This is a genomic window from Actinomadura sp. 6N118 (assembly GCF_044326415.1).
Taxonomy (GTDB): domain Bacteria; phylum Actinomycetota; class Actinomycetes; order Streptosporangiales; family Streptosporangiaceae; genus Spirillospora.
This window is the reverse complement of the sequence record NZ_JBIRAZ010000017.1, coordinates 194,389-216,140: the sequence shown is the minus strand read 5'-3', so window position 1 is coordinate 216,140 and position 21,752 is coordinate 194,389. Positions and strand designations below refer to the sequence as shown.

General features: G+C 68.8%; 24 protein-coding genes and 1 pseudogene. 14 read left to right on the top strand and 11 right to left on the bottom strand.

Going from position 1 to position 21,752, the window contains the following annotated elements; translation table 11 throughout:
- Positions 1-55 precede the first annotated feature (55 nt).
- The 5 genes from ACH34W_RS37270 to ACH34W_RS37250 all read left to right on the top strand — a co-directional run bounded on the left by ACH34W_RS37270 (position 56) and on the right by ACH34W_RS37250 (position 4,427).
- Positions 56-838 (top strand): class I SAM-dependent methyltransferase, encoded by a 783-nt coding sequence (locus ACH34W_RS37270; RefSeq protein WP_395965876.1) that lies wholly within the window; start codon positions 56-58, stop codon positions 836-838.
- Positions 835-1,455: a hypothetical protein gene (locus ACH34W_RS37265; RefSeq protein ID WP_395965875.1), complete on the top strand. Its 621-nt coding sequence runs from the start codon at positions 835-837 to the stop codon at positions 1,453-1,455. The genes ACH34W_RS37270 and ACH34W_RS37265 overlap by 4 nt, the downstream gene beginning before the upstream one ends.
- A gap of 149 nt (positions 1,456-1,604) precedes the next feature.
- Entirely contained in the window at positions 1,605-2,120 is a 516-nt protein-coding gene (locus tag ACH34W_RS37260) for a hypothetical protein (protein ID WP_395965874.1), read from the top strand.
- Positions 2,121-2,689: 569 nt separating this feature from the next.
- Entirely contained in the window at positions 2,690-3,184 is a 495-nt protein-coding gene (locus tag ACH34W_RS37255) for a hypothetical protein (protein ID WP_395965873.1), read from the top strand.
- 214 nt (positions 3,185-3,398) lie between these two features.
- On the top strand, positions 3,399-4,427 hold the full coding sequence (locus ACH34W_RS37250; protein WP_395965872.1) for a trypsin-like serine peptidase: 1,029 nt from the start codon (positions 3,399-3,401) through the stop codon (positions 4,425-4,427).
- Between the two features lie 178 nt (positions 4,428-4,605).
- On the opposite strand, the gene ACH34W_RS37245 is transcribed toward ACH34W_RS37250, so the two are convergent.
- Both ACH34W_RS37245 and ACH34W_RS37240 read right to left on the bottom strand, forming a co-directional pair.
- Positions 4,606-5,682 carry a Clp protease N-terminal domain-containing protein gene (locus ACH34W_RS37245; protein ID WP_395965871.1) on the bottom strand — a complete coding sequence of 359 codons (1,077 nt, stop codon included), beginning with the start codon at positions 5,680-5,682 and terminating at the stop codon, positions 4,606-4,608.
- 289 nt (positions 5,683-5,971) lie between these two features.
- Complete coding sequence (locus tag ACH34W_RS37240) at positions 5,972-6,196, bottom strand: hypothetical protein (RefSeq protein WP_395965870.1); 225 nt, start codon at positions 6,194-6,196, stop codon at positions 5,972-5,974.
- 130 nt (positions 6,197-6,326) lie between these two features.
- On the opposite strand from ACH34W_RS37240, the gene ACH34W_RS37235 reads away from it, so the two are divergent.
- On the top strand, positions 6,327-7,808 hold the full coding sequence (locus tag ACH34W_RS37235; RefSeq protein WP_395965899.1) for an alpha/beta hydrolase: 1,482 nt from the start codon (positions 6,327-6,329) through the stop codon (positions 7,806-7,808).
- On the opposite strand, the gene ACH34W_RS37230 is transcribed toward ACH34W_RS37235, so the two are convergent.
- Together ACH34W_RS37230 and ACH34W_RS37225 are read right to left on the bottom strand one after the other, a co-directional pair.
- Positions 7,756-8,052: an SDR family oxidoreductase gene (locus ACH34W_RS37230; protein ID WP_395965869.1), complete on the bottom strand. Its 297-nt coding sequence runs from the start codon at positions 8,050-8,052 to the stop codon at positions 7,756-7,758. The genes ACH34W_RS37235 and ACH34W_RS37230 overlap by 53 nt on opposite strands.
- 6 nt (positions 8,053-8,058) lie before the next feature.
- Positions 8,059-10,545 (bottom strand): TNT domain-containing protein, encoded by a 2,487-nt coding sequence (locus tag ACH34W_RS37225; protein ID WP_395965868.1) that lies wholly within the window; start codon positions 10,543-10,545, stop codon positions 8,059-8,061.
- A gap of 349 nt (positions 10,546-10,894) precedes the next feature.
- Between ACH34W_RS37225 and ACH34W_RS37220 the strand changes: the two genes are divergently transcribed.
- The 3 genes from ACH34W_RS37220 (at position 10,895) to ACH34W_RS37210 (ending at position 13,334) form a co-directional block, all read left to right on the top strand.
- On the top strand, positions 10,895-11,464 hold the full coding sequence (locus tag ACH34W_RS37220; RefSeq protein ID WP_395965867.1) for a hypothetical protein: 570 nt from the start codon (positions 10,895-10,897) through the stop codon (positions 11,462-11,464).
- Between the two features lie 148 nt (positions 11,465-11,612).
- Positions 11,613-12,797: an alpha/beta hydrolase family protein gene (locus ACH34W_RS37215; protein ID WP_395965866.1), complete on the top strand. Its 1,185-nt coding sequence runs from the start codon at positions 11,613-11,615 to the stop codon at positions 12,795-12,797.
- Positions 12,798-13,334 (top strand): GNAT family N-acetyltransferase, encoded by a 537-nt coding sequence (locus ACH34W_RS37210; protein WP_395965865.1) that lies wholly within the window; start codon positions 12,798-12,800, stop codon positions 13,332-13,334.
- 73 nt (positions 13,335-13,407) lie between these two features.
- Here ACH34W_RS37210 and ACH34W_RS37205 read toward each other — a convergent pair whose 3' ends face one another.
- The 6 genes from ACH34W_RS37205 to ACH34W_RS37180 all read right to left on the bottom strand — a co-directional run bounded on the left by ACH34W_RS37205 (position 13,408) and on the right by ACH34W_RS37180 (position 18,627).
- Positions 13,408-14,289, bottom strand: coding sequence for an LLM class flavin-dependent oxidoreductase (locus ACH34W_RS37205; protein WP_395965864.1), 882 nt, complete (start codon positions 14,287-14,289; stop codon positions 13,408-13,410).
- Positions 14,286-15,245 (bottom strand): zinc-binding dehydrogenase, encoded by a 960-nt coding sequence (locus ACH34W_RS37200; protein WP_395965863.1) that lies wholly within the window; start codon positions 15,243-15,245, stop codon positions 14,286-14,288. Before ACH34W_RS37200 ends, ACH34W_RS37205 begins: the two co-directional genes overlap by 4 nt.
- A gap of 89 nt (positions 15,246-15,334) precedes the next feature.
- Positions 15,335-15,781, bottom strand: a complete 447-nt coding sequence (locus ACH34W_RS37195) for a cupin domain-containing protein (protein WP_395965862.1) — start codon at positions 15,779-15,781, stop codon at positions 15,335-15,337.
- Between the two features lie 104 nt (positions 15,782-15,885).
- Positions 15,886-16,665 carry an ABC transporter permease gene (locus tag ACH34W_RS37190; protein ID WP_395965861.1) on the bottom strand — a complete coding sequence of 260 codons (780 nt, stop codon included), beginning with the start codon at positions 16,663-16,665 and terminating at the stop codon, positions 15,886-15,888.
- Entirely contained in the window at positions 16,662-17,756 is a 1,095-nt protein-coding gene (locus tag ACH34W_RS37185) for an ATP-binding cassette domain-containing protein (RefSeq protein WP_395965860.1), read from the bottom strand. Before ACH34W_RS37185 ends, ACH34W_RS37190 begins: the two co-directional genes overlap by 4 nt.
- 64 nt (positions 17,757-17,820) lie before the next feature.
- Entirely contained in the window at positions 17,821-18,627 is an 807-nt protein-coding gene (locus ACH34W_RS37180; protein WP_395965859.1) for a class I SAM-dependent methyltransferase, read from the bottom strand.
- A 180-nt stretch (positions 18,628-18,807) separates the two neighbouring features.
- Between ACH34W_RS37180 and ACH34W_RS37175 the strand changes: the two are divergent.
- The 4 genes and pseudogenes from ACH34W_RS37175 to ACH34W_RS37160 all read left to right on the top strand — a co-directional run.
- Positions 18,808-18,951: pseudogene (locus ACH34W_RS37175) on the top strand (ATP-binding cassette domain-containing protein); the annotation flags it as partial.
- A gap of 14 nt (positions 18,952-18,965) precedes the next feature.
- The gene (locus ACH34W_RS37170) at positions 18,966-19,088 is read left to right on the top strand and encodes a hypothetical protein (RefSeq protein WP_395965858.1); all 123 of its coding nucleotides are present in this window, start codon (positions 18,966-18,968) and stop codon (positions 19,086-19,088) included.
- A 138-nt stretch (positions 19,089-19,226) separates the two neighbouring features.
- Positions 19,227-19,526, top strand: coding sequence for a hypothetical protein (locus tag ACH34W_RS37165; protein ID WP_395965857.1), 300 nt, complete (start codon positions 19,227-19,229; stop codon positions 19,524-19,526).
- 160 nt (positions 19,527-19,686) lie between these two features.
- Positions 19,687-20,289 carry a LysE/ArgO family amino acid transporter gene (locus ACH34W_RS37160; protein ID WP_395965856.1) on the top strand — a complete coding sequence of 201 codons (603 nt, stop codon included), beginning with the start codon at positions 19,687-19,689 and terminating at the stop codon, positions 20,287-20,289.
- Here the strand turns inward: ACH34W_RS37160 and ACH34W_RS37155 are convergent.
- Positions 20,269-20,679, bottom strand: coding sequence for an SgcJ/EcaC family oxidoreductase (locus tag ACH34W_RS37155; RefSeq protein WP_395965855.1), 411 nt, complete (start codon positions 20,677-20,679; stop codon positions 20,269-20,271). The genes ACH34W_RS37160 and ACH34W_RS37155 overlap by 21 nt on opposite strands.
- A 179-nt stretch (positions 20,680-20,858) precedes the next feature.
- On the opposite strand from ACH34W_RS37155, the gene ACH34W_RS37150 reads away from it, so the two are divergent.
- The gene (locus ACH34W_RS37150) at positions 20,859-21,455 is read left to right on the top strand and encodes a hypothetical protein (protein ID WP_395965854.1); all 597 of its coding nucleotides are present in this window, start codon (positions 20,859-20,861) and stop codon (positions 21,453-21,455) included.
- Positions 21,456-21,752: the final 297 nt, after the last annotated feature.

Below are 21,752 nucleotides of genomic sequence, written 5' to 3'. Positions count from 1 at the left end.
AGCTGGATGGGCCAAGGTCGGGCCGGGGTGGCCCTTTGTCGGATAAATTACGACAGTGAATTGGGCCGTGACGACGTACGACTCCGCGTTCGGGTATGTATCCGCGCACGGCGCCCCGCTGGTCGATCTGCTCGATCCCCAACCGGGGGAACGGGTCATCGATCTTGGCTGCGGCACCGGCACGTTCAGCGCGGAGATCGCCGAGCGCGGTGCCGAGGTGCTCGGCATCGACGGCTCCCTCGAGATGGTCGCGCAGGCGACGGCCCACTACCCGGGCCTGTCGTTCGCCGTCGGTGACGCCCACAACTTCACCACGAGCGAGTCGTTCGACGCGGTGGCCTCCAACGCCGCCCTGCACTGGATGACGCGCGACCCCGACGCGGTGATCGCCAGCGTGCACGCCGCCCTCCGTCCCGGCGGCCGCTTCGTCGCCGAGATGGGCGGCGTCGGCAACTGCGCCGAGTTGATCGCCGCGATGCAGACCGCGTGGCGCGTCTTCGGGCTCGGTGAGCCTGAGTTGCCCTGGTATTTCCCGAGCCCCGCCGAGTACACCAACCGCCTGGAGGAGGGCGGCTTCACCGTCCGCCTCCTGGAGTACGCCGACCGCCCCACGCGCATGACGGAGGGGCCGAACGGCGCGGCCGACTGGGTCCGCACGTACGCCGCGGGTGCCCTCGCAGACGTACCGCCTGAGCTCGTCGATCCCCTCCTCGGCCGCATCAACGACCTCGCCGCCCCGGCTCTCCGGCGCGAGTCCGGCTGGGTCGCCGACTACGTCCGCCTGCGTTTCGCCGCCGTCCGCAAGCCGGACGGCAAGAGCCCTCTCGATGTCCTATGAAGCTGTACGACCATCGCACCGGCCAGGTCGAGGAACTTCCCCGCAGGCTGCACATACATGTGCCGTCCGGTGCGAGCCGGGTCCTCGTCGTGGCCGATCTGCTCCGCCGCGTGGCCCAGCGGGCCAAACACCGCCCAGTGACCGTGACCCGCGCTGCCGCCGTCCCCGTCGCCTCGGCCTTCAATGTCCCCGACCTTGAGATCGCCGCCGCCCCACCCGACGCGATCGAGGTATCCCCTGCCTCCGATACGAGTCTGGTCGTCCACGAGGCAACCCGCGAGCGGACCGCCGACCCTCTGACCATGCGCCTGGCCTGGCTCCGCATCCACCACCTCGCCCCGGACAACGTCGACCCCCACAAGGCCGAAAGTGACCTCGCTTCCTGGCGCAGATTGGTAGCCGACTGGGCAACCGCCCCCGGTCGTCCGTTGAACCGGGAGTACGTGGCGGAGGCCGAGACCGCGCTTGCGAACGACTTGGACAGCCCCACTGCCCTGGCCGTCCTAGACCGCCTGATCGCCGATCCCGACGTGCAACCTGGCGCCAAACTCGAAACGGTCATCCACCTGGACATGCTCCTGGCGCTGGACCTGGTCCGCGACATAGGCCGCACCTAACCACCCGCCACGTACCCCTGCCGGAAATGGCAGGGAAAACTGCGCGAAGCATGGGTGAACGAGCAGATCCGGATGTATCCCTGACTCCCCCACCGCCGCTCCCCGGCCTCGCTAGCGTGCTGCCGATCTGACAGCGTGGAGGAGGGCACATGAGGGGCACGCTGCTGCTGCCGTTCTTGCTCCTCATCAGCGCCTGCACAGCTCCCGCGGGCGCGTCGGGCACCTTCGAGCCCAGCGGCACCTACGAGCCCTCTCAGGCCGCGCCCCAGCCGCCGGGGAGCCAAGCCGCCCTAACGGCCTACCGCCGCTTCCACGAGGTCTTTGAGCGCGCTCTGGAGACCAACGACGCGAGCCGCATCCCCGAGGTAGCCGCCGGCCCTCAAGCAAGGCACCTACACAAGGTCATTCGCGCCAACCGCCGCGCCGGCCTGATCCAGCGCAGCCACGCCGTACCGCACCCTCGCCTAGCTGCCCTTCGCGGCCCCACTGCCCAAATCATCGACTGCGTCACAACATCCGGCCTGTGGACGTACCGAGCCCGCACAGGAGCCCGCGTAGGCGCCCCGCCCAAGCCGCAACGCAATCTCCTCTACGCGACCCTCCACCTGACCAACGGCACCTGGAAGGTCTCCAACATCACCCACCCGCGGAACCCCAAGTGCTAACCCACCCAAGCGCCACCCAATCAGCCCCGCAATTGCCCACCATCCAGGCCTCATCGTTCCGCCCCGACCTGGCACCCGCGTCGTTGCGCCCCGACCTGGCACCCGCGTCCCAGGCCCGCAGCCGGGTGGCGTGGGGTCAGCCAGTCGCGGCGGCCGGTGGCCCCAGGCCGACCAACCTCGATGTCAGCCCAACCCTCGGATCCCAACTGCCGCCGGCCCAGGTCCATCGTCATAGCCAGACACTCGGCCGTCGACCGCAAACTCTGAGACCAAGGCATGCCACGTTCTGCTCCACCGCCGCGCGAGCTTTGGAACGCAGGAAGCACATCCCACTCACCGCAGCGACACAAGCCGTAGTCGCAGCCGCACTCCTCATCGCAGCGACATTCTTCGTAGCGCCAACGTCAGCAGCCGCAGACGCCGGCTGCAGCCGCCCAGGTGGCGGCGACTGGCTCTGCAACATCTCCGCTGGCAACAACCACTCCGCTCCCAGAGGAAGCGGCAGTTCTCCTAGGGGAGGCGGCAGCGCCCCCAATAATGACGGCGGCCCCTCGATCGAGGTTCAGCCCATGTGCGCTCCCACAGGCGGCGCCGACCACTGCATAACGCTTCCGGAAGCGCCTCGTACGAGCACAGCCGATGTCGCGCAGATGGCCATGGACGCCATCGTCCTGCCCGCTCCGAGGCCGCACACGAGCCCGAGGGGCCGTACTTGGGTCGGCCTCCTTACGTTCCTTTGGATCGACCGAAACGCCTGGCGCCCCCGCCACGCCAGCGTCGCCGTAGACGGCCAAACCGTCAGCATCACCGGACGCCCCACCCACGTCGTCTGGGACATGGGCGAGGCCAGCATCACCTGCCAAGGCCCCGGCGTTCCCCACAAGGACACGTGCTCGTACACCTACCGCCGAGTTGCTTCACACCAGGTCAGCGCCACTGTCTACTACGCCGTCTCGTGGACCTGCGTGGGTGCGTGCGACACACCGGGCGGGACGTTCGGCCCGCTTCCGGCTACCACAAACCTCCGGCTAGTGATCGGCGAGATCCAGACTTCGACACGCTGATCGACCGGATCCGGCCGGAACCACCACCGTATTTTCGGACAAACAGCACCATCCGCCACCAGCGAGACATGCACCACTAAATATTGACCTTGACGCATACCTCCCAGTACCGGTTAGCTTTCCCGCTCGAACCCCCCTCAAAGCAAGCTCCTTTACGGAAGGCAGCAGGTTGCGTCTTTCATCCCCTCGAATTCTGATCGCGGGCGCCTCGGTTGTGGCACTGGCGGCTGCCGGCGGCGTGGCCGTCGCGGCCACCGGCGACACTCCCTCCAAGCCCGCCGCCAAGACGGGTGCCGCCACACAGGCGGACCCCAACCTGGCACTGACCACTTACACGGAGCCGACGTCCGAGAAGGCCCTCAAGGCCTACTGGACCGCGGCCCGCATCAAGTCGGCCAAGGCGATTAAGCCCGTCAGCATCGACGCCGCGCCGGCCACCGACAACCAGGTGTCCGCACTCGGCGCCGGTGAGTCCATCGAGGGCGCCCCGACCGAGCCCGAGGTCAAGGGCAAGGCCGGTAACGCCTCCGCGCAGGGACTGGCCTCCGCCCAGGCGGTCGTCGAGGCCCGTGTTTGGAAGAGGCACGGCGTCGCCCCGGCCAGGACGATCGGCAAGCTGTACTTCGACGTGCCGGGCGGCCGTGGCAGCTGCAGCGCCACTGTCATCACGGCCAAGAACAAGCGGACCCTCTGGACCGCTGGCCACTGCGTCCACGGCGGCAAGGGCAAGGGCTTCTACAAGCGCTTCGCCTTCATCCCGGACCTGCCGGCCAAGCGGACCGCCTGGAGCGTCAAGAGCATCGTGGCGCTCTCGGGCTGGACCAAGAAGTCCGACCCCCGCTACGACATCGCGGCGCTCGTCACCAACCGCCGGATCCAGTCGTCCACCGGTAGCCAGGGTTACGCCTTCGGCTACAAGGGCCGCCGGTACTCCATGTACAGCTTCGGCTACCCCGCCGACCGCCTCCCCGGTGGCAAGCGGTACGCGAACAACAACCTGCTGCGTTACTGCCAGGGCAAGACGTACCCCGTCAACTACGGCGGTGGCCACATCGCCCTCGGCATGAACTGCACCATGGGCCACGGCGCCAGCGGCGGCCCCTGGATCTACGGCATGAACCGCAAGGGCTACGGCCGCATCGCTGCCCTCAACAGCATGCACAGCCTCCGCACCAAGGCCATGTACTCCCCGTACCACGGCTCTGCTGCGGTTGCCGTCTACAAGGCAGCCTCCAAGAAGTAACCCAGCTCCACAAAAGGAACGCCCCCGCCGATCCGGCGGGGGCGTTCTGCCGTCCGAAACAATTCGATGTCGCTCTACAAGCTGATCTCGACAATCTCGCAGATCTGCCGTTTGCTCTTGTCTTGCGCCACTTGACCTGACGCCACGGCGAAGCCTCCTTCCCTGTCGGCGGGTCGTGTCATCCCCTCCGGCGCAAGGGCTCCGCCACCTCACGGGCAAGCCCGGCTCGATCCAGGCCGAATCTCGTCAACTGCTCGTCCAAGGCAAGGCTCGGTCTGCCAAGCGCTCCCAGCAACAAAGTCTCCACTGTGAAAAGGTCTTCGCGACGTGGGCTGTGCCCCAGGATCGTGGCGGCCCTGCGGTGCCCCTCCTTAACGACGGGCAGAAAATAGGTCGCGACGCGGCTCATTACAGGCGCGGGGAGGTCCGCCACAATTTCGGCGGTCATCCCGCTCTCCACGAGCGGGATGACCGCGGGAAAGCATGACTCCCACCCCGCTCCGAACTGCGCATCGTCAGCGCTCAATTCTTCGTAGACCGCGAGCATCGCGGCGACTATGTGCTCCGGTGCGGCGGTCGCGGTCCGCTCCGATGTCGCCGCGAGCAGCCCACTCCGCCAGGGCAGGTCTCCAGGGCGCCCGGGGTGTTCATATGGGCCGGCCCGCAACGCCCAGCGGAGGACGTGGCCCGCCGGACTCACACCGCCGTCAAAGGGCCCGATCGCCCTCGGGCCATCGGAGCCGTATGCCTCGGTGACCTCCCTAAGCAGCCGGTCCGGCGACACTCCCAGCTCGATCAGCGCCTCACGGGCCGTGCAGTCGGCATGAGCCAAGAGAGCCAGTAGCTGAGCAGCCCGACTATTGTGATCACTCAAGAGCACAGAACGCATCGCCGTCGTCCAGCGAGGCCGTGGCAGGTCGGGCGGATCCGGACGGCCAGGGGGCACGAAGAGGCCCATGAGCTTCCAGATAGGGCCCCGACGCCACGTGGTCGAAGCGGACGGGTGCCCTTGGAGTGATACGGCCGGGTCAACGGGCTCGGCGTGCTCTTCCAGCCATGATCCCTGTGACAACAGGGCGTTCAACGCCGCGTAGGTCACACCACTCTCAAGCAACGCACGGCTCCCGACAGGGTCTCCTTCCCCGACCAGCGCCAGCAATAGGTGCGCCGTTCCTACCTGGCTGTGGCCACGGCGCCAGGCATAGAGGAACGCGTCGTCCACGCACACATGGAGCCCGAACATCTTGGCATTCATCGCCGTCACCATTCTCGTCACCAAGTCAATGGCTAAAGAGCCGACATTATTGGCCGCATGTGATCTTGGGTGGGCCAACTAAAGATCAGTCAGGGCGATCTTTGACGCAAGGGGCTTGACCAGAGGCGGACAGGGCTGGTCACGGGCACGGCGGGCGGTATAGCACTCACCGAAGTACAACCGTTCGGCAACTGTCGCGGTCAAACATGACGCAGCGTTATCTCCGAAAACCAAAAAGTGAGCACTTCTAGTAGTTGCCTACCAGAAGTGCTCACTTTTGCGCGGAGGGTCAGGGGAGGTGGGGTGGGGGTGTTGGCATTTCTACGGGCTTTGCTTGGTCGCGGCGTTCTTGGGTCCAGTACTTCTCGGCGTCGGAGGAGTCGTTCTGGACCACGGGCTTGGTGGGGTTGTCACGCTCGGGCTCGGCGGAGCCCATGGTCGCGAAGCCCACGATGGCGGCCGCCGCGGTGGCGGTGGCGAGTCCTGCCAGGACGACGATGCGCCGTCGACTCATGCGCTTGCCTCCAAGATCGGAAGTTGTCCGAAACAGCCTAGAGGATTGACTCAATCGTGATCTGGGGTCACCAAGATCTCTTCAACCCCGTTCGCACTCCACATACAGGGAGTCTCTCTCCGTGACCCGCATGGGCCGTACGGCCGGAGTCCTGATCGCATGCGCCGCCGTCGTCGTTTCGGGGTCCGCCCCGGTGCAGGCGGTACCCAAGAAGATCAGCTGGAAGAAGTGTGCCGACGATCGGACGGCGCAGTGCGGCTACGTCAGCGTTCCCATCGACTGGGCCAAACCCAAGCGGGGGCGCATCAAGATCGCCGTGGCGCGGGTGAAGGCGAAGAATCCGAAGAAGCGGCTGGGTGTGCTGTTTGTGAATCCCGGTGGGCCTGGGGGGTCAGGGATCGACTTCGCCCTGGATCGGGCCGGGTTGTCCAAGCAGCTACGGGAGCGGTACGACATCGTCGGCTTCGACCCGCGGGGTGTCGGCCGCAGCCATGCCGTCAAGTGCGGGAAGGTCGGGAAGGCGCCGCGGAGATATCCGTGGAGTCAGAAGGACTTCGGGAAGCTGAAGGCGTTCCAGGGCAAGCTCTACAAGGCCTGCAGGAAAAAGACCGGGCTGCTCTATGACTTCCTGGGGGCGGGGAACGTCGCCCGGGACATGGACGCCATTCGGGCAGCGCTTGGGGCTCAGAAGGTTACGTATTACGGGCGCTCGTACGGGACGTGGCTCGGCCAGCGGTACGCGGAGATCTTCCCCAAGCGGGTAAGGCGCGTCGTCTTCGACGGCACCATGAACCACCAGGTGAAGGGCGCGCTGGCCTTTTCGGTGGATGAGGCCAAGGGACTTGAGGCTGGGTTTCTTCAGTTTGCCAAGTGGTGTCCTACGTCGAAGCACTGCGGGTTGAGGGGCAAGGACCCAGTCAAGGTGCTCGACGCGTTGATGCTGCGGGCCGAGAAGGGGCGCCTGCACGAGATCGGCGAGCCCAAGGTGCGGTTGCATCCACCCGAACTGGCGCAGATGGTCCGCAACTCGATGTACGAGCCGATCGCCTGGGCGCAGCTGAGCGAGGAGCTGAAGGAGCTCAGCCGGCAGAAAAGCCGGGTTGTGAAGGGGAACGCGACGAACGTCGATCCGGACGGGATGTTCGCGGGGATCCTTTGCTCCGACTGGTCGTTCCCGATCAAGAACTACAAGGAGCTCGCGGACGTGCGGGCCAAGACGCGCCGGGCCGCTCCGCACGTACGGCTCAATCCGCTGGGGTGGGAGGCCATCACGGCGTGCATCGGACGGCCGCGTGGCGCCTGGGACCCGCAGCGGCCGTACCGGATCAAGGGTGTGCCGCCCATCCTGGTGGCGGGCAACCTGGGTGACCCGGCGACTGTGTATCCGTGGGCGGTCGGCGCCCAGCAGGGCATCCCCAGGGCCTCGCTGCTCACATACGAGGGCGCTGGGCACGGGGCTTACGGACTGAGTGGATGTGCGCGCAAGACCATCGACACGTACCTGCTGAACGGAACGCAGCCCGCGCCGGGCGCGCGCTGCCCGGCGCGGATGCCTGACTTCAGCCAGACGAGCGTGGTGGAACGGCCACGCGACTCCGTTCGGCGATTCTGATGACCTTCCGGTATCTGTGGTGTCGCACAGGGGCGGGGTCGGCCAGGCGCAGGATCCAGGCGGCGACCTCGTCGGGTTCGCCGCCCGCGGCGGCCAGGGCCTGGCTTTCGGCCGGACCGGGAGCCAGGGCGTTGACGCGGATGCCGTCGGCGGCGAGTTCGACCGCCCAGCTGCGGGTGAGGCTGGCCGCGACACGGTCACGACCTGAGCCGCCGCCCAGGCGATGCAGTGCGTTGCCAGACAAGGTGGGTCAGCCCTCGTAGAGCGTTCCGTCGGCTAGGAGATCTGCGATCGAACGTGGGAAGACGTAGGCCGTGCCACCGCCAGGCTGGTCGAACCACGGCACCGCGATGCCTGTCAGCACCCGGCACGGTCGCTGCAGGCGGTAGGAGTGGTACGCGTGACTTGCCCACTCTGGCGGCAGGGATCGTTCGGCGAATGGCGTCCTTAGCGCGTAGGTGACGTTGCCTGTCGGTGCGCCGTAGCGGTCCACGATCGTGCCTGCCGGGAGCTCGATCTCCTGCCGGTCGCGGAAGAGGCTTAGCGGCGGCTCGCCAGGGAGGGGACTGATGGGTCCGGTGGCGGCGGAAGGCGCCTGCTGGTGCTGCTCGGCGGTCGGAACGAAGAGCAGCGAGCCGAGGAGGTAGGCGGCGGCCTTGTCCGCAGCGTCGAAGTCGGCTGACCGCGTGCGTTCACCGTTATGGAGGGCGAACACCGACCAGCGGTTCTCCTCGTAGACCATGCACCACACGCCCTCAGCCGCCTCCTGCAGGCGGTACGCGGTCGGCGGCACGGCCAGGTCGCCTAGCCGCTGTTCCAGACGGCGGAGCACCTCGGCGGGGCTGGCAGGTCGGTTGGGCGGCGGCGCTGTCTGTGGCTGAACGTGGGGTGCGGGCGCCGGACCGGGCGGGGGCGCAGGTGGCGGTGGCGGCATGACGGGCTCGGCCAGCGGCTCGAAGACCGTAGCGGCGGCGGCCGGTGGAGGCGGCGGCGGGGAAGGCTGCTGAACGGACTGCGCCACCTCGGCGGCGGGCTGGAAAACGGTGGCCGCGGCAGGCGTCTGCCCGGCCGACGGTGCAGCCGGTGGCTGTCCGGCCGACTGCGACTGCGCGGCGGGCTCGAAAACTGTCGCTGCGGGAGGGACCTGCGCGGCGGCAGGGCTTGGTGCGGGAGGCGGCGGCGCGGCTGAGGGTGCGGCGGCGGGCCAAGGCTCGCCGGAAGGCGGAGGTACGGGGGCATGCCCGGCAGGTGACGCGAAGGCAGCGGGCGGGGCGGAAGCCGCCGACGGCGCGGGCACGGCAGGCGGTGGGGGTGGAGGCGGGATCACGGGGATCGGTGGCGCGTCCGCGCCTACAGCTGGAGAGGGCCCAGCCGGAGGCGCGGCGACCGGGGGCGGCGGAGGTGCAGAGGGGGGCGGCGACGGGGACATGATGAGGTCGCTGGCGGCGCCCATGGTGTCGTTGTCGACCTCGGGGACCTGGAAGCCCATGGCGCGGATGTGTACAACCAGTTCGGGTTCCGGCGGGATGCCGTGTTCGCGCAGGTAGTAAGCCGTGCCGCCGGACCAGACCCAGGCGCCGTCGGTGTGGAAGGTGAGCGGCACCTTCTCCCCTCGCGACGGGTCGACCATGTCCTTGCCGTACGAACGGGCGGCTAGGACGACAGGGGCCTTCCGCAGGTATTCGACGACCTGCTCGACCTCCTCCGCCGGGACCGCGCGCCGGGAGACCGACGGCTGATCACCATTGGGCCCCATGTCGTCGAAGAGGCGCGCCTCACGCAGGCCCTGCGGCGCGCCGGGCTGGGGCGCGCCGGGCTGCGGCGCGTTCGGCTGCGGCACGTTCGGCTGCGGGGACTCGTTCAGGCGACGGGTCATCCACTCCGGAACGTCCGTGCGCGGGAAGCGCTCAAGCTCTCGCCGGACGTCCTCCGCGGTCGGCTCGGGGCTGAAGGCGGGTTCCTCGTCCCACGTGTACTTGGCCTGGCACGACACCTGCGAGTTCTCGAACACCACCTGGAAGTCGATCCGCGACCACGCACTCCCCCGGTTGTACATGCCGGCTCGCAGGCGGTCGAAGAGCACTCCGGCCGAGGTGGGCGGGGCCGGGAAGGCCATGGTGCCGTCGGACTTGTGCACCAGCAGCGGCGGGAACTGCACGTTCTCCCCCACCGCCTGGTAGTGCCCAGAGATCATCCGCCACAGCGGCGGTGCGTGGTCGGCGAGGACGAGCGAGATCTCGTTGGAGAGCAGTTCCATCTGCTCGATCGGGTTGAGCGGCTGTACGTTCTGGGCGAGCCCGTGGTCCGGCTCGCGTCCCTCCAGCCGTGCGCGCAACCAGTCCGGCGTGTACGGGGCGTCGCGCGGCAGCACGATCTGGTCGCGGCGCCAGGCGTCCTGCGGGATCGGCGGGTTCCACTCCGGGTCGTAGTCGAAGTTGTAGAGCCGCTGCGGCTCCGATCCAGGCTCGATCAGGAACAGCACTGAGAACCACGTGCCCCGCTCGGGAACGTAGTGCGCGCGGCGCAACTCCCCCAGCAGGTCGGTGAGCTCGGACGGCACGGACTCGGCCGTCGCGGCCTTGCCGTTCTCCTGGAGGATGGTCAGCGCGATGTCGTTCACCGCGACCGTGGCAAGGCAGTGCAGGTCGATGCGCTGCCAGCCGGGAGGCGCCAACTGGCCCCCGAACCGGATGATCTGATCTTCAAGCGCCGCGATGCGCTCGTTCCGCCCCGACACAGATATGTCCCCTTCGGCTCCCGATTCGTCGCGTTCGGCAGGGTATCGGCATCCGGGCCGACCAGGCCGCTACTCCCTCCCGATCAGGTCGCCAGTCCGTTTCTGAGCAGGCCGCCCCTCCACCAGGACGATCCTCCTTCACTCTCGCGGGGGAACATGATCACCCCGCGGTGGGAGTCCTGGCCGGTGGTCGCCGCGAGACCGTGAAGACGTCCGGGCGGCCCGCCTCGGGAACGCCGTTCGGGTGGCGCACCTCGGAACGCCATCCGGGTGGCGCGCCTCGGAACGCCGTCGGGGCGGTGCCTCGGACCACTCCCAACTCGGACTGCTACCACAGGGAAGGCCTGACATGACTCGTCTCGCACGTACCGCCACCGTGGCCGGACTCGCTGCGGCGCTCACCATGGGCACGCTGACCGCCAGCGCGGCAGCCGCCGGCACCGCGGCCGACGACGCACCGGTCGCGAAGCCCCAGAAACCAGGCTCGTTCATCGTTGGCTCGGCGGGCGGCAAGCTCGCGTGGGAGGGATACAAGGACCACCCGGTGCGGTTCTCGGTCAATGCCCGCACGCCGCCGGACGGCAACCCGCTCAAGGTCAAGGGCCGGTTCCGCGTGACTCACAAGACCGCAACCGGCGGGCCGTTCGCCGACTTCCGGGGAGAGATCGACTGCCTCGTGGTCGGCGGCAAGACGGCCGTCCTCACCGGCGTGATCAAGGACGGCGGCATCCCCGCCATGCCCGACGTCAACGTCATCGGCAAGCGAGTCGGCTTCACCATCAGCGACGAGGGCCGCCGCGACCGGATCGGCTGGAGCTGGGCGGTCGCCGGGTTCGAGAGCGTGCCGCAGTGTATGAGCACCGCGCCGTTCTTCCAGACCACGACGGGTGATTACCGCGTCGGCGGCAAGAGCCTCTGACCACGCGGCAAGGGTCTCGGCCCACACGGCAAAGAGGCCTCTGAGCCACCTAGATTCCGGCGGTCGCCGCTAACCGCCCGATACGGCGGCCGCCGGTTCCCGCTACTTGGTACCTAGGAGTGGGTGGCCTCCAATAACGTGATGCGTCGTGTCCAGTGATGCCACCGCCCCCGCTTCGGCGCCCGCCGCCGAGTCCCCCCAGCCGACCAAGCGACGCCGTCGCCGAGGCAGGCTGATCATCTCCGCCGTCGTGGCGCTCGTTCTCGTCCTCGGCGCGACGACCGCGGGCATCGGCTGGTACTTCTCCGGTGTGGCGATCGAGGTGAGCCACGAGGAGGAGTATCCGCTGACCATCCTGGACACGGCGCCGGGTTCGGTCACCCTCCCCAAGGACGAGGCGACGGCGCTCTCCGGAACGTGGGCGCTCGCCTGGGAGGGCGGCCGCGCGATGCTCGGGCCGGTGATCAGCAACACCGCCGAAAGGGTCGTACGGAAGGTCACCGCGGTCTCCCAAGGCACCCTCACCAAGGGCACCAAGGTCTACCTGGATCACTGGATCTACACCGGCGACCCCCAGACCGCACTCGGCCTGGACTTCCAGAAGGTCACCTATCCGTCGAAGCTCGGCCCCATGCCCGCGTGGCTGGTCCCCGGCAAGGCCTACAACTCCACCTGGGTGATCGGCGTCCACGGGCGTAACGCGGACAAGCTGGAGACCATGCGGGCCATCCCGGCCGTCCACCGCCTCGGCCTCCCCATGCTCTCCATCGCGTACCGCAACGATGTCGGCGCGCCCGCCTCGCCCGATCGCCAGAACCATCTGGGCGGCACCGAGTGGAACGAGGTCGCCTCCGCCATCGCCTACGCACGCTCACGCGGCGCGACCGGCGTCGTCCTGTACGGCTGGTCGATGGGCGGCGCCATGGTCATGACGACGCTCCGCAAGACCGCAGACCCCGCGTTCATCCGCGGTGTCGCCCTGGACTCGCCGGTCATGGACTGGAGCGCCACGCTCGACAAGCAGGGGGCCGAACGCGATCTGCCCGGCTTCGTGACCGACGCCGCCAAGCTGATCCTCCAGCAGCGCATCGGCATCGACCTCGACGACTTCGACCAGCGCCGGTACGCACGGCAGCTCAAGACCCCGACGCTCCTCTTCACCACGAACGGCGACACGACGATCGACAACGGCCCCTCCATCACGTTCGCCAAGACCGCGCCGCCCGGAATGGTCACCCACATCGCCACCCCCGGCGATCACACCGACGCGTGGAATGTCGACCCTTTGGCATACGAACGGGCACTCACGGGCTTCCTCGATAAAGTCCAATAGATGGAGCCGCTCACCACCCCTCGGCTGCTGCTGGATCCCTGGCGGGAACGCTACGCCGCCGACCTCGTCCGGATGTCGTCCGACGAGAAGGTCATGCGCCACATCGGCCAGGGCGTGTGGAGTCCCGCGTACGCCGCCCAGCGTCACGCCGCCGCGCTCGAACACTGGTCGCAGCACGGCTTCGGCTGGCGCGCCATCCTCGACCGCGCCGACCGTACGTTCCTCGGCCTCGCCGCCCTCAGTTGGCTCCGCGACCCGATCCCGGGCATCGGCATCCCCGCCGTGGAGATCGGCTGGTGGACCGAACCGCACGCGTGGGGCCGCGGCGTCGCCACCGAGGCCGCTGAGGCCTGTGTCAGCGACGCGTTCCACCGGGTCCAGGCCGAACTCATCGTGGCCCGCTGCACCCCCGACAACGCCGCCTCGCAGCGCATCATCGGCAAGCTGGCCATGACCCGCCACCCGCACGACGCCCACAGCCTCTACGGCGACCTCGTCCAGGTCTATACCCTGTCCAGCCCGTCCACCGGGGAATGATCTACCGCCTGGGGCGGGTTGGTACTGCTCGTTCATGAGGTCGGCAGGAAGAGGGGCAAGGATGGCGGGGCCGTCAGGTGAGGCGGGCTGCCTCGCCGAGGAGTTCGGTCTGGCGGAGGCGGTCCTTTGGGAACGGCATGCCGGTGATGCGATGTGCGCCGGCGGCGGCGAGCTCGGCGAAGTGTTCGGCGGCCTGGGCGGGGGTGCCGGTGATGAGGCTCGCGCGGGCGTCCGCCTCGGTCAGGCCATAGCCGGTGAGACCGCGTACCTGCGCGTCGATCTCCGCCTCCGTCACGTCGCCCAGGCCGATGCTGACGGAGACGGTGATGCGGGGCACCGGACGGCCGTGCTCGGCGGCGAGCTCGGCCAGCCGCCCGGACAGCTCGGCGATCTGACCGGGCGTGGAGAACGCGGGGTAGCACCCGTCGCCGTGGCGGGCGACGCGTCTCAGCATCGCCGGACCGCTGCCGGCGATCAGCACGGGCGGCATGGCGGCCCCCGGCGTGAGCGCGATCTCCACACCGTCGATCACGGCCGGCTTGCCTTCGACCAGGCCGGGCAGCAGTTCGAGCGCCGCGTCCGTACGCCGGCCACGTTCGGCGAACGGGACGCCGACCGCACGCCAGGCCACGTCGCCGTGCGGCTCGCCGCCTGTTCCGACGCCGAGCAGGACCCGGTCGCCGGACAGGTGCTGCAGGCTCGCCACCTGCTTGGCGGCCCATGCCACCGGGCGCAGCGCCAGCACCATGACGCCGAAGCCGACCTTGACGCGATCGGTCACGGCGGCCGCGGTCGCGAGGACGAGCGTGCTGTCGAGGAACGGCTTCACGGGACGCAGATGGTCGCCGACCCAGACCGATTCGAGCCCGGCCGCCTCGGCGAGCCGGGCGTGCTCGGCGACACCGGCCGTCTCGTCCACACCGAAGGAGGGCAGGTTGGCCCCGACGTGGATCACGAGTCCACCTCGAGCAGGGTCTTGCCGACGGTGGCGCGCGTCTCGATGGCCGTGTGCGCGTCGGCGGCGCGGTCGAGTGGGAAGCGCTGGCCGATCACGGGCCGGAGCCGCCCCGCCGCGCCCTCGGCGAGGGCCTTCTCGGCATAGCCGCGCAGCAGTTCTGGGGTGAACGTGGGCTGGATGATCGTCACGCCGCGTTCGGCCGCCGTCTCGGGGTCGATCCCGGCCCATTCGCCGCTGGCCAAGCCGAAGTTGATGATCCGCCCGCCCTCGCCGAGCAGCTCGAACGCGGCGCGCCCGATGTCGCCGCCCACCGCGTCCATGACGATGTCAACGCCACCGGTGGCCTGCTTTACCTGCTCAGTCCAGGCGGGGGCGGTGTAGTCGACCACGATGTCGGCACCGAGCTCGGCGGCCAGCGCCGTCTTCCGTTCGCCGCCCGCCACCGCGACGACCGTCAGCCCGGCCGCCTTGGCCAGCTGAACGAGCAGCGTCCCTACGCCGCCCGCGGCCGCCTCGATCAGGATTCGCTCCCCGGACTTCGGGGTGACCGCCGTGAGCATCATCATGGCCGTCCGGCCGTCGGCGAGCAGCGCGACCGCGTCGTCCAAAGCGAGCCCGTCGGGCACTTCGAGGAGCGACGCGGCGTCCACGACGGCCTTCTCGGCGTAACCGCCCTCGCCCCGCAGGCTGCTGATCACACGCTTGCCGGCCAGCGCCGCGTCCACGCCCTCGCCGACTTCGGCGACCACGCCGCCGACACCGTTGCCCGGGATCATCGGCGGCTGTGCCTTGAACGGCCCCGGCAACCCCCTGCGGAACTGCGTCTCGACGAAGGTGATGTTGGCGTACGCCACGTTCACCAAGACCTGCCCCGGGCCCGGCACCGGGTCGGGTGCCTCGCCCGCGACCAGCACCTCGGGTCCGCCGAACTCCTTCAACCACACAGCCCGCATCTCACCGCTCCTCAATCCGCGTCGCGCTTACGCGATCAAGGTTGCAACCTCAACTCATCTTGAGGTCAAGCGGCGATCCCGCCGGGCCCTCAGAGGGTGATCGTGTCGTACGCGGCGCGCAGGGCCGCCAGGCGTTCGGCGTCAAGCTCCTCGCCTCGCTCCAGCGCCCGGTGGATCTCGCGGAAGTAGTTCTCGTAGCCCGACGGAGTGAGCAGGAAGAGGCAGCGGGCCCAATCGTCGGAAGCGTTCCGGAAACCGTGCGGTGCTCCCTTCGGCACCGAGACCGCCCCACCCGCGCCGACCGCCACGGGACCGTCCGCCAGGTCGAACGTGACCTCCCCGTCCAGGACCTGGAAGTGCTCTTCGTGGCCGTGGTGGATGTGCGGGGACGCGCCGACCGCGCCGGGCGGGAACGTGTACTCGACCACGGCCAGCGAGCCGCCGGTCTGTTCCCCGGAGAGCCGTACGACGTACTCCCCCGCCGGAGCCCGCAACCGTTCGGCTCCATCGGGGGTGGTCAGCGCGATATCGGTCATACCGCGCAGTCTCCCATCCTGCGGCCCAGGCCCATCCGCCCGGTCGGCCCCCGGTCGGCCCCCCGGTCGGCCCCCCGGTCAGCCCCGGTCGGCCCCCGGTCGGCTCAGGTGATGTCGCGGCGGATGGTGGTGGCGGTGGCGATTGCGGCGAACGCGAAGCCGTATGCCAGCAGGACGAGCACGCCGCCCCAGGCGGGGAGCGTGGGCAGGTCCCCGGGGCCACCGAAGCCGCCCGTCGTGTGGGTGATCGCGCGTACCGCCCCGGCCGGCAGCCATTGCCCGACGTCCGGCACCGCGAACGTCAGGATGGCCTCGACCAGCTGCACCCAGGCGACGGCCACAATGATCGCCGCGATCTGGTTGCGGATCAGCGCCCCCAGGCCGAGGCCGACGAGTGCGTACAACCCCATGGCCAGCACCGTGCCGCCGAGGATGGTCGGCACGTCGTGGTCGAGCAGCGATGTCGAGCCGCCCTTGATGGCGAGCGCGGGCAGCGCGACCGCCACCGTGACGAGCACGGTCGCGAGACCGAACACGAGGCCGAAGAGGAAGTACGACACGAGCTTGGCGCCCAGCACCCGCCCGCGGCGCGGCGTCGCCAGGAACGCCTGAGTGATGGTCTGGTGACGGTATTCGCCGGTGATCCCCATGATGCCGAGGATCATCATGAAGAGCACGCCGGAGCTTGCGTTGGCGTAGAACGCGCGCACAGTGTCCGGTTCGGTTACCGGCGGGATCGCCGATTCCCCGTCGAACTCGGTGCCCGCCAGCGCGATCAGGAAGACCAGCCCCAGCAGCGCGAACCCGACGCTGAGCACCAGCATGCCGATCCACATCCGGGTCGATCGAATCTTCAGCAGTTCCGCCCTGACCAGCCGGATCATCGTGCACTCCCCGGCTCGTCGCCCGCCACCACAGAACCGCCCGTCTCCGCGCCCGCAGCGCCCGTCTCGGCACTTGCGGCCTTTGCCTCCGCGCTTGCGGCCTCCGCCTCTGAGCTCGCGGCCTCCGGTCCGTTCGGCGGCGGTGGTGGTGGCGGCGGTGGTGGCGGTGGCGGCGCGCTCAACTCGGCCATCGTCAGCTCCAGGAAGATCTTCTCCAGGCCGGAGCGTTCTTCGGTGAGTTCGGTCAGGACCGACTGGGTTTCCAGCGCAGCGCGGCCGACGGCGGAGGCGTCCAGACCGGTGACATACAGCCGGTCGTTCTCGTGGCGTACCGTGCCGCCCGCGTTCTCCAGCGCCGCGGCCAACCTGCGGGGATGCCCCTGATCCGCACTCTCCGCCGCCTCCGCCGCCTGCTCAACGCTGACCCGGAGCTCGTTCCTGTCGCCGACCAGCTCGGCCAGCGGCGCGTCGCGTACGACCTTGCCCCGCGTCACGATGACAACGTGGTCGGCGATCTGCTCCACCTCCGACAGGACATGGCTCGACACCAGGATCGTGCAGCCGATGTCGGCCAGATGGCGCAGCATGGCCCGGAGCCAGTGGATGCCCGCGGGGTCCAGGCCGTTCGCGGGCTCGTCGAGGATGAGCACGGGCGGCTCGCCGAGCACGGCGGTGGCGAGGGTCAGGCGCTGGCGCATGCCGAGCGAGTAGCCGCCAACCCGGCGGTCCGCGGCGTCGGCGAGACCCGTGAGTTCGAGAACGGCGTCGACCCGCTCCATCGGCAGCCCGGCGGCCATGCACGACACGCGCAGGTGGTCGCGCGCGCTGCGGCCCGGATGGAAACCGGTCGCCTCCAGCGCCGCGCCGACCTCCTTGGCCGGGTGTTCAAGCTCGGCGAACGTGCGCCCGTTGATGAGCGCCTTCCCTTCGGTCGGCCGGACGAGCCCGAGGAGCATACGGAGCGTGGTCGTCTTTCCAGCACCGTTCGGACCGAGGAACCCGGTGACCGAGCCCGCCTGCGCGGTGAACGTCATCCCGTCCACCGCCCGCACGGGGCCGAAGTTCTTGAAGAGACCCTCAACAGTGATCACAGGGCAGCATCATGACATTCGGAATGCCCGCGTTCAGCGGGAACGACCGAACGCGGCCAGGTCACTACTCGCTCCTGAACGCCCGTACACCCAGCGCATAACGCACCGTCTGCGGCAGCAGAAGCCTCCCGTCCACCGCGCACAGCACCTCGGCCGCCTCGCACGCCAAGCGCCGAGCCTCTTCACGACGATCTGCGGGGATGCGGTCCAGCATCCCGCGGTAGCCGCTCGCCCACATGTACCGCCACCACTCGTCCGGATCGGCTAGCCAGATGTCGAACGGCTCGTCCACCACCCTCACGTCCCCGAATCCGGCCTCGGTCATAAACTCCGCCAGGCGTTCCGCAGGGTCGAGCTCGACGACCGGTGGAAGCGTCGTCGCAGGGGCCATGAACGACTCCAGCAGGTCACGGACGGGCTCCCACTCGGATCCGAAGGTGGACGCATAGATCGTCGCGCCGAAGCGGCCCCCGGGTCTCAGGACCCGCGCGTACGAACGCAGCGCCGCCGCCGGATCGGGCAGCAGACGCAGGACGAAGCCCGACAAGACGGCGTCGAACGTGCCCTCGGGGAAATCGGGCGCTTGGGCATCCCCGACGTTCACAATGACGTCAGCGAGCCCTCGCCGTTCCGCGTCCGCCCTCGTCAGGCCCACCATCTCGGGCGAAAGATCGACGCCGACGACGCGTCCGCCCGGCATGACGGCCTTCGCGGCCGGAAACAAACACGCCCCGCGTCCGCACCCCGCATCCAAGACCTCCTCGCCCGCGGCGACACCTACCCGGGCCACGAGCCGCTCACCGTTCACGGCATAGAACGGCGGCCCGACCTGGTCATAGTCGGCGGCGGCGTCGCGATAGATCCTGGCCACTCTGGCTTGCTGCTCCTCGTACAACGAGTCCGCCCTTTGTATGCCGGAGCCGAAAAAACCGGATGTGGACCCTACCTCCGTGTCCATAAAATGGCGACATGTCCACGCCCCGGATCTCTTAGCTCAGGACCCGCTTCCACGCCACCCGTGTGTCCATAAGCTATTCCGGAGCGTCATTTCATGATTTCTTTCCGTGATGTCGACGTGCGCGCCGGCTCGCGTCTCCTTCTGGCGGGCGTCACGTCCCATGTGGCCCCTGGCGACCGCGTCGGGCTGGTCGGCCGCAACGGCGCGGGCAAGACCACGCTGATGAAGATCCTGGCTACCGGGGCTCGCTCGTGATGGTCACCCACGACCAGGACGCCGTGGAGGCGTTGCGGCCGGACCGCGTCCTGATCCTGCCCGACGCCGTCGAGGACCTCTGGGACGACGGCTACGCCGACCTGATCACTCTCGCTTGAGGACAAACCGCACCGCGGTGGCCGGAGATCAGCGGCTCACGGCCCCGTACCGTTGCGCAATGGCGGTCAAGGGCAGCACGATACAAGCGTGCTCCTTGCGGCGATGACGCCATGATGGCGGACCCACATCCACCTCCGGTGACCGACGCCCAGCGGGCGGCGCTGGCCGACGAACTGGAGATGCGCGGGTCGCCCCTGTGCGACTGCGCCGGCGCCGGCCCGCCTCCGATCAGCCCCGTGACCGGCGGCACCGTGGCGCACCACTGCGAGTGTGCGGCCGTACGGGCCTCCGCCCTGGTCCGGCGAGCCGCCAGCCGCACCCGTCACGCCGCCGAATGCGGCTGCGGGCTGGCCGATGAGGTCGCAGGCCGGTTCTGGGACAAAACCACCCTCGCCGAACGCCCCGGACCACGCGGCCCTGGCCTGGGCGCCTGCTGACGGCACCGACCCATAAATCAGTTGCCGCCACTCCCCCACCTGCCGCAGGATCTGGCGCCATGACCACGTTCTCGCCCTTGCTGCCGCTGACCACCGCCACCCTCCCGGTGCGCGGCCAGCAGCAGCCCGGCGGACCCTGGAGGCCGACGCTCTCCCGAACGTGATCGCCGCCCTCGTCGCAGGGCTCCTCGCCGGATATGGCATCGCCATGCCCGTGGGAGCGGTCGCGACATACCTGGTGGCTCTCACCGCCCGGACGACATTGAAGGTCGGCGTCTTCGCCGCCCTCGGCGTCGCCACCGCGGATGGCCTCTACGCCCTCATCGCCGCAGTGAGCGGCTCCGCGCTCCTCCCCGTACTGCAGCCGATCACCCAGCCCCTGCGCTGGTGCTCGGCCCTCGTCCTCATCGCCTTGGCGGTACGAGGCGCAGCCAAAGCACTCAAGAAGCCCGCCGACATCGAAGAGACCCCGGTCAGCCCCTCACGGGCGTACCTCACCCTTCTCGGCATCACGATGATGAACCCCACCACCGTGATCTACTTCGCCGCCCTCGTGCTGGGCGGCGGCACGACCACCGGCTACCTCGAACAGACCGTCTTCGTCACCGCCGCCTTCGCCGCCTCGGCCAGCTGGCAGTTGATCCTCGCCGCCGGCGGAGCCCTCCTGGGCCGAGCCCTGACTGGCCGCCGCGGGCAGCTCATCACCACCCTGACGTCCAGCGCACTCATCTCAGCCCTAGCCCTACACCTCGTCCTGGCCTAGCACCTCGGTGTTCTGGCAAGCCACCAACAGCCATTGCCCGTCTTCCTTGGCCATCACATACAAGGGAGTCCCGGGGTTGCCGATGAGTTGCCCATCAAGCGTGAGGAGCCGCGCATTCACCTTCACGGCCGCCACGTCAGGACGTACGAAGACCACGTCCACCACCTCGTACGTGGCGGTCGAGCCCTTCATCGCCCCCGGGAGCACCTTGTGCGTGAACGCCGAGATCTCATCCCGCCCGGTCAAACGCTTGCCATGCCCCGTCGTCCAGATCGCATCTTTCCTGAACAACGCCACGAACTCATCCGGCAACTCGTTCACCTGAGCGTGCTCAAGCCGCGCGACAACGTCCTCGATCGCGGCAATCTCGGCCGCCTGCGTCTCAGTCATGCCGCCACCCTGGCACCTCAACCAATCTTGAGGTCAAGCCTCGACTGGTAGATCCCCAAGGCGACGGAAGCCTTGCGGGTGAGAACCTTTCCGCAACGAATCTCTTTTCTCGCCACATTGACCTCTGTAAGCTTCCAGCCGTACTCGCCCCGTTGTCGGCTGGTTGATCAGGTAACGCGATGCACGCCCGGTTGGTACGTTCCGTCCCCCTTCCCGGGCCCCGCCGCGCGCTGACAGGAGCCGCCGCGGCCCTCCTGACTCTGACCGCCTGCGGCACCAGCGGCTCCTCCAGCGGCGACTTCAATCCCGACGGCGCCCCCTCCAATGCCCGCCCCGCCACCGACCCCACCCCGCAAGCCGTCCCGCCCCCCACGATGTCGCGCCAGCAGATCGACAAACTCGTCCTAGACCGCTACCGCGAATACCAACGCGTCTACAAGCGGGTGTACGAGACGAACGACCCGGCGCAACTCGCCACCGTCGCGATGGACCCGCTCCTCACGACCGTCACCGCGGATGTCGAACGCACTAAGGCGAAGGGCGTCATCTGGCGTTTCACCAACATCTCCAACCCACGCGTCTACGCGCGCTCCAAGGACGGGGCCAACGTGTACGTCGTCGATTGCATGCGGACCCTCGCCGGTTACCGCTTCTCGGCGAAGACCGGCAAGCGCACCGCCGGCGGCACTGGCTCGGCGTACCTCTACCGGACCGCCGTGACCTACAACGCCGGGGTCTGGAAGGTCTCAGACACCAAGCGGGACAACAAATGCTGACCGGCCGCTCGCCGCGCCGATCGGCGACACGCAGGGAAGGACACGAGATGCCACCATCGGTCGGGTTCCGAGGCTCGGTTCAAGTGGCTGCGATCGCAGGCGCCGCCACCTTGGCCGTCTCGTTCCTTGCGCCGCTTCCAGCAAGCGCCGATCCGTGCACGGGGCAGGGCCGTGACCTCAAATGTGCCGAGGAGGATGGCGGAGGCGGCAGCGGTGGAGGCGGCGGTGGATCCGGCGGCGGAGGTGGAGACGGCGGGATTCCCACCCTGCCAGGATTCGGAGGCGGTGGCCTTGGCG

Bases quoted from the DNA above. Each gene is read 5' to 3' on its own strand.
- ACH34W_RS37200 (WP_395965863.1), bottom strand. From the start codon at position 15,245: ATGCGGGCTGTGTGGTTGAAGGAGTTCGGCGGACCCGAGGTGCTGGTC.
- ACH34W_RS37155 (WP_395965855.1), bottom strand. From the start codon at position 20,679: ATGACTGAGACGCAGGCGGCCGAGATTGCCGCGATCGAGGACGTTGTC.
- ACH34W_RS37210 (WP_395965865.1), top strand. From the start codon at position 12,798: ATGGAGCCGCTCACCACCCCTCGGCTGCTGCTGGATCCCTGGCGGGAA.
- ACH34W_RS37255 (WP_395965873.1), top strand. From the start codon at position 2,690: ATGTGCGCTCCCACAGGCGGCGCCGACCACTGCATAACGCTTCCGGAA.
- ACH34W_RS37150 (WP_395965854.1), top strand. From the start codon at position 20,859: ATGCACGCCCGGTTGGTACGTTCCGTCCCCCTTCCCGGGCCCCGCCGC.
- ACH34W_RS37245 (WP_395965871.1), bottom strand. From the start codon at position 5,682: ATGAATGCCAAGATGTTCGGGCTCCATGTGTGCGTGGACGACGCGTTC.
- ACH34W_RS37240 (WP_395965870.1), bottom strand. From the start codon at position 6,196: ATGAGTCGACGGCGCATCGTCGTCCTGGCAGGACTCGCCACCGCCACC.
- ACH34W_RS37235 (WP_395965899.1), top strand. From the start codon at position 6,327: ATGGGCCGTACGGCCGGAGTCCTGATCGCATGCGCCGCCGTCGTCGTT.
- ACH34W_RS37190 (WP_395965861.1), bottom strand. From the start codon at position 16,665: ATGATCCGGCTGGTCAGGGCGGAACTGCTGAAGATTCGATCGACCCGG.
- ACH34W_RS37260 (WP_395965874.1), top strand. From the start codon at position 1,605: ATGAGGGGCACGCTGCTGCTGCCGTTCTTGCTCCTCATCAGCGCCTGC.
- ACH34W_RS37195 (WP_395965862.1), bottom strand. From the start codon at position 15,781: ATGACCGATATCGCGCTGACCACCCCCGATGGAGCCGAACGGTTGCGG.
- ACH34W_RS37220 (WP_395965867.1), top strand. From the start codon at position 10,895: ATGACTCGTCTCGCACGTACCGCCACCGTGGCCGGACTCGCTGCGGCG.
- ACH34W_RS37265 (WP_395965875.1), top strand. From the start codon at position 835: ATGAAGCTGTACGACCATCGCACCGGCCAGGTCGAGGAACTTCCCCGC.